The organism is Myxococcus sp. CA056 (genome assembly GCF_013336715.1).
GTDB lineage: Bacteria > Myxococcota > Myxococcia > Myxococcales > Myxococcaceae > Myxococcus > Myxococcus llanfairpwllgwyngyllgogerychwyrndrobwllllantysiliogogogochensis.
The window spans coordinates 1,506,131-1,517,528 of the sequence record NZ_JABUMT010000002.1; the positions used below are offsets into that span (position 1 = coordinate 1,506,131).

General features: G+C 68.8%; 9 protein-coding genes. 5 read left to right on the plus strand and 4 right to left on the minus strand.

The annotated features are described in order from the left end of the window. Position 1 precedes the first annotated feature (1 nt). Entirely contained in the window at positions 2-727 is a 726-nt protein-coding gene (locus tag HUA76_RS13565) for a TetR/AcrR family transcriptional regulator (RefSeq protein ID WP_174461069.1), read from the minus strand. Positions 728-824: 97 nt separating this feature from the next. Between HUA76_RS13565 and HUA76_RS13570 the strand changes: the two genes are divergently transcribed. Beyond that, positions 825-1,364 (plus strand): hypothetical protein, encoded by a 540-nt coding sequence (locus HUA76_RS13570; RefSeq protein ID WP_254614155.1) that lies wholly within the window; start codon positions 825-827, stop codon positions 1,362-1,364. 7 nt (positions 1,365-1,371) lie between these two features. Here HUA76_RS13570 and HUA76_RS13575 read toward each other — a convergent pair whose 3' ends face one another. Then, positions 1,372-1,917: a hypothetical protein gene (locus HUA76_RS13575; RefSeq protein ID WP_141645039.1), complete on the minus strand. Its 546-nt coding sequence runs from the start codon at positions 1,915-1,917 to the stop codon at positions 1,372-1,374. Between the two features lie 15 nt (positions 1,918-1,932). Further along, positions 1,933-2,562, minus strand: a complete 630-nt coding sequence (locus HUA76_RS13580) for a hypothetical protein (RefSeq protein ID WP_174461070.1) — start codon at positions 2,560-2,562, stop codon at positions 1,933-1,935. Positions 2,563-2,844: 282 nt separating this feature from the next. Here HUA76_RS13580 and HUA76_RS13585 point away from each other — a divergent pair, with 282 nt between their 5' ends. The 3 genes from HUA76_RS13585 (at position 2,845) to HUA76_RS13595 (ending at position 8,088) form a co-directional block, all read left to right on the plus strand. Continuing rightward, positions 2,845-3,726 carry an OmpA family protein gene (locus tag HUA76_RS13585; RefSeq protein ID WP_174461071.1) on the plus strand — a complete coding sequence of 294 codons (882 nt, stop codon included), beginning with the start codon at positions 2,845-2,847 and terminating at the stop codon, positions 3,724-3,726. 36 nt (positions 3,727-3,762) lie between these two features. Continuing rightward, complete coding sequence (locus HUA76_RS13590; RefSeq protein WP_174461072.1) at positions 3,763-6,435, plus strand: N-acetylmuramoyl-L-alanine amidase; 2,673 nt, start codon at positions 3,763-3,765, stop codon at positions 6,433-6,435. Between the two features lie 189 nt (positions 6,436-6,624). Then, complete coding sequence (locus tag HUA76_RS13595) at positions 6,625-8,088, plus strand: hypothetical protein (protein ID WP_174461073.1); 1,464 nt, start codon at positions 6,625-6,627, stop codon at positions 8,086-8,088. Positions 8,089-8,122: 34 nt separating this feature from the next. Here HUA76_RS13595 and HUA76_RS13600 read toward each other — a convergent pair whose 3' ends face one another. Next, positions 8,123-10,381, minus strand: a complete 2,259-nt coding sequence (locus HUA76_RS13600) for a CocE/NonD family hydrolase (protein ID WP_174461074.1) — start codon at positions 10,379-10,381, stop codon at positions 8,123-8,125. A gap of 333 nt (positions 10,382-10,714) precedes the next feature. Between HUA76_RS13600 and HUA76_RS13605 the strand changes: the two genes are divergently transcribed. Next, on the plus strand, positions 10,715-11,398 hold the full coding sequence (locus tag HUA76_RS13605; RefSeq protein ID WP_141645050.1) for a carboxypeptidase-like regulatory domain-containing protein: 684 nt from the start codon (positions 10,715-10,717) through the stop codon (positions 11,396-11,398).

Genomic DNA, 11,398 nt, shown 5'->3' on the forward strand with positions numbered 1-11,398 from the left:
CTTAAGTGCGCTTGGCTCCCCCGTCCAACTTCCGGCGCCCCTCCCGTGTCCCAGGCGGCACTCGCAGTCCGTCCAGCACCAGCGTCGTGAGCGCGTCCGGCAACTCCAGCGGATTGCCGATGTCCTCTTCACTCAACACCGCCAGCAGCAGCCGCTCCACCGCCCCCACCACCGCGAGCCCGCTCACCGCTGGCCGTATCGGCCGCAACAGCCCATGCGTGTGCGCCTTCTGGGTGATATCCACCGCATGCCGCGACACCTCCCGCGCCAGCTGCGCCACCTTCCGCCGCGCACCCACCGCTGGCCCCCGACTCTCCTGGAGGTACAGCCGCACCACGCCGGGGTACTGCAACAGCGCGCTCGCGATGACGGCAGCCATGGCGCGGTACGCCTCGAACATCGCCTCCACGCCCCGCGCCTTCCCGAGCGCCTGGCCGCACGCCTCCAACCCCGAGAGCAGCTCGCCCCGCACCGGCTCCAAGAGCGCCTCCACGAGCGCCGCCTTGTCGACGAAGTACCGGTAGAACGTCCCCTTGGCCACCCCCGCCGCCTGGGTGATGTCGTCGATGGTCACCGCGTCCAGCCCCCGCTCCACGAAGAGCCGCAACGCCGCGTCCTCCAGCTCCTTCCTCCTCTCCCGCCGCGCCGTCTCCCTCGGGCCACCCGGCCGCCCCGGTCGCTTGTCCGCCTCCACGCCCCTGGCCTTCGTGCCGTCGCGGCTCACCATCGTGCGCTCCGACTCATTGCGTGATAGAAAAAGAGTGACCAAATAGTCATGATATTGAGGGCGGGGAGTCGGCCGGGCGCCCCGCTGGAGAGCGACGATGATCGGCATCCCTCTGGGCTGGGCGTACTCCAATTTTGGCGAATGGGCGCTGCACAAGTACGTGCTGCATGGCCTGGGTCGACACCGGGGAAGCTTCTGGGGCTTCCACTGGCACGAGCACCACCAGGCGTCCCGCAAGCACGACATGCTGGATGACCAGTACCTGCGCTCGCTGTGGACCTGGTCCGCGCAGACGAAGGAGCTCCTGGGGCTGGCCGCCGTCGCCCTGGCGCACGCGCCGCTGTTCCCGGTGGCCCCCTTCTTCGTGGGCACCGTGTGGGCGTGCGCGGTGAACTACTACCGCGTCCACCGCCGCGCGCACCTGGACCCCCAGTGGGCCCGGGAGCACCTGCCCTGGCACTACGACCACCACCTGGGCTCGGACCAGAACGCGAACTGGTGCGTGACGCACCCGTTCTTCGACAACCTGCTGGGCACGCGGCGCGAGTACCTGGGCGTGCAGCCCTCGGCCTCCACGGCGCCGGTGCCCATGGGCACGGGGGAGCGCCTGACGTCCGCGTCCCCCGCGCACCCGTGACGCGGGGTTAGAAGACGAGGTCGAAGTAGTTCGCCTTGGCACGCACGCCCGCGCACGCCTCGATTCTCGCGTTCCAGTCGCGCGTGGGCAGCGAGCCCCGCGCCTCGAAGGTCAGCTCGAGCGCGTCCTCGCGGGCCATGTCCAGCAGGTTCACCGCGCCGCTGCCGGTGAGCCGGATGGACTGCGTGGGCGACGTGTTGGTGCGGCGGTACTCGCCAATGAGGATGCTCTCGCTGGTGCCCGGGCGGACCACGGAGACGCTGGCGCGCTCGATGCCACTCAGGTCCGTGCTGGACGTCACCTCGAAGCCCTTGAGCCGCAGCTCCGTCTCCACGTCGGTGTCCTGGGGGAGCACTTCGTCGAAGTCACCCAGCGGGAACTCCATCGAGTACTCGATGCTGAGAGTGCCGGGGAAGGCCGCGGGGAAGTCGACGTCGGGCTCGGCCTTGCAGATCTCCTCGGCCTCCGCCTCGATGAAGAAGAGCGAGTCGCAGCCGGTGGCGACGAGCGCACAGGTGGAGAGCACCAGGGCGCGGAAGGAATTCGTTCGCATGGTGTGTCTCCAGACTCAGAAGAAATAGAAGAGGAAGCCCACCTTCACGGAGGGGATGGTGGCGCGCACGGTGAGGTTTCGCGCGGTGATGTCCGACTCGTCCGTGGCGTCTTCGATGAGCGCGCTCGCGTCGTCCACGCCCATGCGCACGTAGCTCAGGCCCAGGTGCAGGAAGAAGTTGAACCGGTTGGCGGCGCCGATTTCGAGCCCCACGCTGCCGGCGACGTAGTCGTAGCTGATGTCGCGGATGGCGGACGTCGCCGATGTCGGCGTGGCGCCCAGCCAGTCCACCACGTCGTTGTAGTCGGAGCCGAAGTAGTGCCCGCCCTCCACGTTGATGGAGGGGGAGATGAACGTCTGCATCGGAAGGAGGCTGAGGCCGCCCCGAAACCCCAGGCTCAACGTGTTGGTGGTGGGACCTGCTTGCAGCCGCAGCCAGGGCAGGGGCTTGAAGACCGCGGACACGCCGATGCCGTGGGGCGCGCCCGCATCCACCAGCAGTCCCAGTCGGTAGGGCTCCGCGCCCGCCGTCTCCTGCGCGTGGGCGGCGGCCCCGGTGGCCACCGCCACGAGGCAGGCCAGGGCCGTGCCATGTCGTCGGAGGGATGCCGCACGTCGTCTCGTCGAAGGTGTTGCCATCGTCATGTGCTGTTCCACGAAGGATGTCCGGCCCGGCGAGCATCATTCGGCGGCGAGCGCGGAAACGGAAGTCGCGGGGATGAAAATGATGAGCCCTCACGGCCGAGGCGCGGAAAGCCCTGGGTTCCTGGCGCGAGGATTCTCGGTGGAGCGGAGCGCTGCCGCGTCATGCGGGGCAGGCAGGCGCGAGTCACCCACGCGCGTCGACTTCTTGCTGGAGGGACTCGCACGCGCGGTGAAGGAACGACTAGAGTTCAACTTCCAACAACAGCGGTCCGGGGGGCGAGGATGTCTCACAGCAAGGTCACCGCGCGGAAGCTCACAGCGGGCCTCGGATTGCCCACGGGCGAAGCCCACACCCTGGTCCTCAAGCGTCGCGCGGCCGTCGTGGTGGAGCTGGACGACCTCAACTTCCACTCCGGAAGCGCCGTGCTGCTGCCCGCGCCTCATGCGCGCGAGAACTGGCGCCAGGGCCACACGGGCGGACTGACGTGTGTCATCCGCGCGCTCGAGTATGCGCTGGAGAAGAAGCAGACCCTGCTCGTCGCCGGGCACACCGACAGCGTCGGAGGGGATGGCTCCAACCGCGCCTTGTCGAAGGCCCGCGCGCAGAACGTCCATGACTTCCTGACGGGCGACAAGGCGGGCTGGGCCTCCTCGTGCGCCGAGCACACGGTGCAGGACTACCAGACGGTCCTCACCTGGGTGGCGGACGAGTACGGCTGGAACTGCGACCCGGGTGGCATCGATGGCCAGCACGGCAAGCGCACCACGGCGGCGCTCGAGGCGTTCCGCAAGGCCGTGGAGGCCGCGCACGGCTCGAAGCCGCCGGACTCCCGCGCGCCGGGCGTGGAGGATTGGAAGGCCGTCTTCCAACTCTATGAGACGTATGTCGCGGGCCGCGTGGACCTGAAAGCCGCGCGGGGTGCGCTGAGCTTCGCCACGCCCGCGGTGCTCGGGTGCGGCGAGGACTGGCCCATCGAAGGCCAGGGCCAGGACAACCTTCGCTCCCAGGTCAACCGACGCGTGGAGCTGGTCTTCTTCGAGGAGCCGCCGCCGGACTTCTCGCGCCAGAGTCCTCCGGGCGCGCAACTCTACGGGGCCCAGGGCGGCTACCAGCGCAGCTATCTGCCCATCACCCCGCGCCACACCTTCTTCTTCTCTGTCTGAGGCGGCCGTCCTGCCTTCAGCTCGCGTGGAGCCATCATGCCCGTTCCGGAAGTCCTGAGACTCTACGGACGTACCGATGTGTTGACCGCGGTGGGAGACCAGCAGCCGCCCACCAGCACTCCGGCCTGGAACGCGGCGACGCGCCACCGGAACGTCACGCGGACCATCACCCTGCACTACACCCACGGCTGGGTGGCGGGGAACTGGCAGGCGCCCGCCACGGACTGGTACGGCGCCACCTTCAACATCGACCTGGATGGGACGCTGTTCCAGTGCGAGGAGATGATTGTCCGCACCAACCACGTGGGCGGTGCGCCCGACTTCTCCGGGCAGTACAGCTTCGTCAACCTCACGTCCATCGGCGTGGAGCTGGCGCGCTTCGGCAAGATTCAGCAGGGCCCCGCGCTCTACAGCGTCAATGGCTATCCCGGCATCGACTTCCAGACCGTGACGACCTTCCCGGACGAGTGTAATTACAGCACCCATCCGGGCTCGAAGACGGGCGGCACGCGCCGGTACAAGCTGGGCAAAATCAATGGCGGGACGGTGCTCCAGAGCACCAGCGCCAGCCGCTCCTACTACTACATCAAGGTCGCGACGTTCGACGACGAGCGCAATGACAACCGCGCCACGTACCCGCTGGACGTGCTCTTCACCGAGGAGCAGTACCAGACGCTGGTGAAGTGGGCGAAGTGCATGTGCGAGATGAATCGCATTCCCAAGGCCTTCCTGCTGCATCCGGCCACCGGCGTCGAGCAACCCTGGATTGACGTTCAGGACCTCATCGAGCTCAACACGCCCGCGGTGCTCCAGAACAAGGAGCGGGTGCGCTCCTTCCAGGGAATCATCGGGCACAACAACATCCAGGCGGACCGCTCGGACCCGGGCGCGTCCATGGACTTCTACCGGCTCAAGCGCGGCGTCAGCGACGAGTGGTGGTACCCCGTCAACCTGGACGACACGACGCGGGCGCTGAACTACCTCGAGACGGCGCGCTCCGCCGACTACATCGCGATGACGGCGTACAACGTCGCAAGCCGTCGCGTGGATTACTTCACCGAATGCGAGGGCACGGGCGGCGGCTACTTCCCGGTGGGCCTCAATCGCTTGTGGCACGGCGGCATCCACCTCCCCTCGGGGGAGAACGCGCGGCCCGTCTATGCCATGGCCAACGGCCGCATCGTCGCCGCGCGGGTCGTCAACGGGCTGGTGCAGGGAGTCGAGCCTCGCTACAGCCGCTGCTTCGTGCTCGTGCGTCATGAAGTACACGTGCGCGAGGACGCGAACCGCGAGGGGGAAATCGACTACGGGGCGGACTCCACGGAGACCGTCTACTCCCTCTACATGCACCTGCGACCGCAGGTGATTGCGCGCAGCGACGCGGGGGCCGCGGTGGTCGACTACGCGGCGCATCCGGACTGGCTCAATCACTACTTCATCGACCATCCGACGGACCAGGCGCCCGACAACGGCGACATCTTCTATCCCGACCAGACCGTGCTGCTCAGTGACCTGGTAGGCCACTCGGGCACGTACATCACCGGGATGGATGCCACCGGGCCCGTGTATGGGCCCACGGTGCATGTGGAGGTCTTCACCACCGCGGACGTGTCCCGGTTCGCCGACAGCCCGTGGGTGGATGCGGCCAACCGGATGGAGGACACCACGGAGGACCTGGTCTGTGACTTGCCCGCGCTGGATGACTGGCTCCAGGGACGGGGTTATCCGCCCATCACCCAGGTCGATGTCCGCACGGCGGTGAGCGACTTGCGCCAGGTGGCCGTGCGCTTCCGCAGCGAGTGGAGCCTGCAGACGCGTGAGCAGCTCACGCAGACCATCGTCGTGGGGCAGCCGGCCGTCGAGGTGGCGCTGACGCAGGCGCTCACCAACGAGCAGTGGGAGGCGAACATCCGGCCCCTGTGCTTCCACACGGACATGCAGGGCGTCGCCACCGAGGCTGTCATCGGGCCCTTCCTGGGCGACTCGCATGTCTGGCACCTGCACCCGCTCGTGTTCATGCAGTGGATGAACGAGCGTGTCGCGCGGCACGAGCAGATTCTCCGCTCCCAGGACAAGACGCGTGGACAGGTGACGAGCACCATCGCCGTGGAGAACGGGTACGTGGTGCGCTTCGTGAACCCCGTCCCCTCCGTGGCGCCGCCCCAGGGGTACGCGGAGGTCCGGTGGAACGACAACCTCTACGAAGTCACGGTGGACCGGCTCTGTGATTTGACGGCGCTGGCCGCGGCGCCGCAGCAGACGACGCGCTTCCGGATGCGCCTGCTGGATGCCCTGGAGATGATCAACGACCGCCAGCACGGCGTCACGGTGCTGCTGAGCCATGTGGCGGTGGAGGTCAACGCGCTGAGCGCTCGGGCGGGCCGGCACCTCGCGGGGAACGCGGTGGATGTCCGCCCTGGTAACGGCACCACGGTGGCGGCCTGGTACGAGTTCATCCAGACGGTGCGGCGCGTGGTGACGTATCTGAACAACCGCGAGGGCGTGGGCTCGGTGGAGATGGAGATGTTGCAGGACGCCGACGGTGCGACCCGACCCCAGGTGGATGCGACGGCCAACAGCCTGGAATGGCTGACGCGGCTGCTCGCGGCGACGGCCGCCACGGATGCGCAGTTGACGGCCGTCGCGCCCGAGTTCGCGACGCTCCAGGCGGAGCTGGGGCAGATGCGGCTCCACCTGCACGCGCCTTGAGGTCGGTGACAAGATGGTCCCCATGAGCGCGAGCCAGGAACGACAACGCCCCGAGTGGGGGCCGTCACGGCGGGTGGTTCCGTGCCGGCGGCCCGGCGCAATCCCGAGTCGCTCTGGAGTCGAGGGAGGTCGTCCATGGGGCGTCGGGTGAGTGTGGTTTCGCGAGGGGCGGGTCGTCTGTGGGCGGGCATGGCGTTGCGTCTGGCGCTGGGGTGGATGGTGGCGGTGTTGCCGCTGCTGACCGGTGCCTGTCGGCAGGCGGTCGCCGCGGAATCGTCCTCGACGACGCCAGGGCTTCAGCAGCGGACCTCGGTGGCGACGCCTGGCACCGCGCCGTCCACGTCGGCGCCAGTGGTTCAGCCGCGAACCGTGGGGACGTCGCTTGCCGGCGCGACCACGGGTGCGGTGCCTTCACAAACCGGGGGGACCTCATCCTCCGCCCCGTCCTCTCCATCCCCAGCGGGCCCGGCGCTGCTCGGTGTGAACCCCGCGCAGGCCCCCCAGGACACGGAGTCGGCGCTGCAGCCCGTGCGCGCGGCTGTCGGACGCAAGGACTTCATTGCGGCGGCACGGGACATCGAAGCGCTCCTCCAAGCGGACCTGCCGCGCTTTGTCTCCCTCTGGGCGACGGACCCGGGGCTCGCGCCGCTGCGTGACAGCGAGCCGGGACGGGCGTTGGCCGCGCGGCTGCCTCGGCTCGAGGCTTCCTGGCGGACCGCGCTGACACAGGGCCTTCCCGTGGTGTGGTGGAAGCCCGCGGCGCCACGGAGCGAGGAGGGCGATGACTCGGGGGCGTTCACGACGCCGCCTCCCGCGTTGCTCCGCGCGGGCGTCTATCTGCCCAAGCAGGGCCGCTTCGTGCCGGCGGGACCGCTGGAGCCCGGCGCCATCACCGCGCGCCTGTCGACCGACCGCGCGAGTGTGCTGCTGGTCCGAGGGGCGCTGGGGTTGGGCCTGACGTCGATGCTCACGGACCTGGAGGTGAGCGTCCGTGACGCCGTCACAGGGAGCCCGATGACTCCCGTGCGGAGCCCCACTCCGGACTATCGCGGCCCCCAGGCGCTCCAGTGGAGCGAAGTCCGAGGCAAGTGGGCCTTCCGCGTCCAGAACGGTGACCAGACCAATCCCACACAACCCCAGTTCAGTGGGTGGCGTGACGTGGCCACTGAGAGCGGTCATCGCAATCGTTCCGTGTCGGCCCAGGGTGAACTGGTCTCCGAGGGCTCGGTGCTCATCGGGTTCCCCGACGGCTGGATGAGGGACGGGGGGAAACTCGTCGAGCAGTCGACGCAGCGGAGCATCCCGCACGACACCGTGCCCGCGAAGCACCCCTTCCTCCAGGCGGTGACGGTGGGTGATGCGGTCTGGGTGTCGTCCGTGGAGTCCTGGTGCGATGCCTCGACGCCGGAGCCGACGAGCATCCTGCGCCATGTCGTGGAACGCGTCGCTCGCGACAACAAGCGCGTGCGCATCCACGAAGGGTCGGGCGGCGCCTCGCTGATGTCGCTGCCGGATGGTGGCCTCATCATCCAGGTCGACAAGGAGGCGCGGCTGGTGCCCGCGAATGTGACGACGTGGAAGGCCGCGACGGCCTTGCCGGAAGGCGTGCTCCTGACCACGCCGCTCCAGCCCAAGGTCTGTCACGCGCTCTGACGCCGTCCGCCTGTGTCGGGAGGCAGAAGTCGGCTCAGGGGGCCGGAGGCTCCCGCCATAGGGGCAGGGTGATGCGGCTTCCACCGAGCCAGGTGACGTCGAGCGGAACCTTCGCGTCGGCGATGGACTCGCTGCTGACGTCCTTGCCGGTGCCGTAGTTGACCTGTGACTGCGCCTGCTTGTTGATGGCGAGCACGATGACGACCTGGCTCCCCGCTTCGAGCTTGCGGCTGGTCATCCTGCCGCTCTGGAACGTCAGGCGCTGGGGCTTGCCCGGCGTGAGCAGTCGTCGCTGGGCGCGGTCCGCGACGTAGCTGGCACGCGCCAGCACGTACGACAGGTAGAAGTACTCACCCCCCTTGGTGCGCTCGAAGAGCACCACGTTGAAGTCGAAGTCCTTCTTGTTGGTGATGAAGTCGAGCTGCCCTGAGAACAGGCCGCTGACCTCCACGGGCGCATCGAGCGGCTCGCTGACGAAGGTGAAACCGTTGCGCGCGTCCACGGTGGTGTCGACGATGCGCGCGGGCTCGGAGTGTCTTCCCTCCGAGCGGTCCTTCAGGTCCACACGCTGACGGAGCACCGTTCCCGGCGCGGGCGGCTTGAGGGCCAGCCGGTGCGCGTCACCCGAGGGCGCGGGGTCCAGGTACAGCTCCAGCGAGGCATTGCTCAAGGCCTGGAGACCCGGCGCGTGCTTCCACGTGTTCGTGCCCATCACCTGGTGGTTGATGCGGTCCTTGAGCAGCTCGGGCCGGGGCCCCTTGCGCAGCACGTGGTTCAACCACTGGTAGCGCAGCTCCATCACGTCGAGCCGGGCGACGGGGTCGATGCGGTAGCCCATCAGCTCATCGCTGGAGACGCGCTGCGCGCCGACATGGTCATACGGCCCGATGACGAACGTGTGGTTCGCGTCCTTCGCGTACTTGAGGTGCTCGGTGAGGTAATACATCGCGCTCAGCGAGCAGCCGTCGTAGTAGCCCGTGGTGGTGAGGACAGGGATGCGGATGCGCGCGAACTCCTCGCGATACGGAATCATCTTCCGCCAGTAGCCGTCGTAGCCCGGGTGCTTCAGCCAGCGCTGGTAGAAGGGATTGGGACGGCCATCCAGCCGCTCCAGCGCGCGGTAGGGCTCGCCGCTCGCGAACCAGCGCTCGTCGAGCGCATCCCACCGCGCGCCATCGAAGTAGTCCGCGTCCGCCAGCCCCTTGTCGAGCGTGACGTAGCGCGGCCACTTGTAGAAGAAGCTCTGGAAGACGTTGCCCTGCATCGGCACATCGATGCCCGGCGCGACCGGGACCGACGGCATGATGGTCTTCAGCGCCGGGTGCCCGTGCTTCGCCGCCGCCCACTGGGTGAAGCCTTCATAACTGCCGCCGAACATGCCGACCTGACCATCGCTCCACGGCTGACGGCTCACCCAGTCGATGACGGCGGTGGCGTCGGCGCCGTCGTGCTCGAAGGGTACGGGGGCCTGGGGACTGCCTCGCTTGCCGCGCGTGTTCGCCGTCACGCCCGCGAAGCCATTCGCCGCCGAGCGCACGGCCTCGCGAACGTTGTCGTCCTGGGCGTAGATGGTGAAGGACATCGCCGTGGGCAACGGTCCTGACGCCTTCCGGGGCCGCGCCACGATGACGGACACCGAGGCGCCATCCGGCGTGCGCACCAGGAGGTCGCGCTCGATGACGTAGCGACGCGCGTCGTCCTCGGCCCACAGGGCGTCGGCCTGGGGGAGCAGCTCCTGGAAGGACTGGTGCACCTGGTACAGCCGCACCAGCTCCAGGGCCTGGGCCAGCGAGACGCGGCCTGACTTCCGCGCGTCCTCGACCCCGGCCTCCAGCTCTCTCCGCGCGCGCTCCAGGTCGAACCGGAACATGCCCGTGGCCTGGAAGGCCGCCCGGTCATCCAAGGCGCCGAATGTCTGTTGGAAGGCCGTGCTCAGCGCCTGTGCATACGGCGTCCCGTGGGTCGCCTGTTCGAGCTTCGCCCGCGAGTGGGCCTCGTATTGAAGGAAGGTGATGCCCTTCACGGGCGACTTCATCTCGCGCAAGGGCCGCAGGGCTCGAATGGACTCGAGCGCGCCCGCGAAGTCTCCCGCTACGAGCTGGAGTCGGAACACGTGTCCCAGGCGCGTGTCGGCGTCCTGCTCCGGGTACTGCGCCAGCACCTGCCTCGCGAGGGCGGGCATGGCCTGGGCCAGGACGTCGGGGGCCGCGGAGGTGGGAGCGGCGAAGTCGCGAGGCTGGGCCTGGGCGACGGTGACGAGGAGGAGGAGGGGAAGACAGAACAGTCGGGGCATGGAGGCTCGGCGAAGGGTCGTGAAGATAACGCTCCCGCCCCGCCTCCTGGTGGCCCCGCATGCGTGGATTTCTTCACGGACATGAGCGTCCACCGGGGCCTCTCACGGTGGAGGTGTGCGGGGAGCCCACCCGTTCGGTTCACGAGTTCGCGTTGGCTGTGTGTTCCGTCCGACGAAGCGCGTGCCATGGGCGAGGGCGTGTTGGGACCGCGACGGCGGCTCCATCCTTCGGACCAGTTACCGTTCCCCGCAGCCGATGCGACCTTGCGAGCCCGGACGTCACTGGCGATGCAGGAAGCTGAGCGCCGGCCCAGGGCCTTCGGGGGGGACCGGATGATCGACGAAGTCGATCTGCGATTGAAGTCGTGGGCAGGCCGCATCTCCGGCGACGCACCCGTGTACCTGGGCGTGCCGGACCGCGACGCCGTCGAGCGCGGCGTGTGCCTGTACCTCTTGGAGCTGGGGCCCGCGCCTCCCGCGAGAGGCGGACGCCGCGTGCCGCTCCAGATTTCCGTCTGCTACCTCGTCACCGTGGGCGCCGAGTCGCCTGAACTCGCCCACCGGCTGCTCGGGGAGCTGGTCTTCGCGGCCATGGAGGAAGCCGAGTTCGAGGTGGACCTCACCCCCGTGCCCGCCAGTGTCTGGGCGGGGCTGCGCATCCCCCCGCGTCCCGGCTTCCGGCTGCGCCTGCCCGTGCGACGCGAGCGTCCGCAACCCGTGGTCCACCGGGTGCGCTTCCCCATCGTCACCCAGGCGGTGCCCGCCGAGGCGCTGCTGGGCTGTGTCGTCGGTCCCGGTGACGTGCCCATTCCGGGTGCGCTGGTGGAATTGCCCGGGCTGAGCCTGGCCACGCGCACGGACGACAAGGGCTGCTTTCGTTTTCCCCGCGTGCCGCCAGTGGCCACGCTGGGGCGGCTGGAGGTGCGAGCGAAGGGGGAGTTGCTCGCGCTGGGTCCGGAGGCGCTCGCCTCCGAGCCCCAACCGCTGCTCATCCGCTTGCCGCTGAAGGAGGACTGA

Coding starts and splice junctions, on each gene's coding strand:
- HUA76_RS13575 (WP_141645039.1), bottom strand. CDS start 1,917: ATGCGAACGAATTCCTTCCGCGCCCTGGTGCTCTCCACCTGTGCGCTC.
- HUA76_RS13595 (WP_174461073.1), top strand. CDS start 6,625: ATGGCGTTGCGTCTGGCGCTGGGGTGGATGGTGGCGGTGTTGCCGCTG.
- HUA76_RS13585 (WP_174461071.1), top strand. CDS start 2,845: ATGTCTCACAGCAAGGTCACCGCGCGGAAGCTCACAGCGGGCCTCGGA.
- HUA76_RS13605 (WP_141645050.1), top strand. CDS start 10,715: ATGATCGACGAAGTCGATCTGCGATTGAAGTCGTGGGCAGGCCGCATC.
- HUA76_RS13570 (WP_254614155.1), top strand. CDS start 825: ATGATCGGCATCCCTCTGGGCTGGGCGTACTCCAATTTTGGCGAATGG.
- HUA76_RS13580 (WP_174461070.1), bottom strand. CDS start 2,562: ATGACGATGGCAACACCTTCGACGAGACGACGTGCGGCATCCCTCCGA.
- HUA76_RS13565 (WP_174461069.1), bottom strand. CDS start 727: ATGGTGAGCCGCGACGGCACGAAGGCCAGGGGCGTGGAGGCGGACAAG.
- HUA76_RS13600 (WP_174461074.1), bottom strand. CDS start 10,381: ATGCCCCGACTGTTCTGTCTTCCCCTCCTCCTCCTCGTCACCGTCGCC.
- HUA76_RS13590 (WP_174461072.1), top strand. CDS start 3,763: ATGCCCGTTCCGGAAGTCCTGAGACTCTACGGACGTACCGATGTGTTG.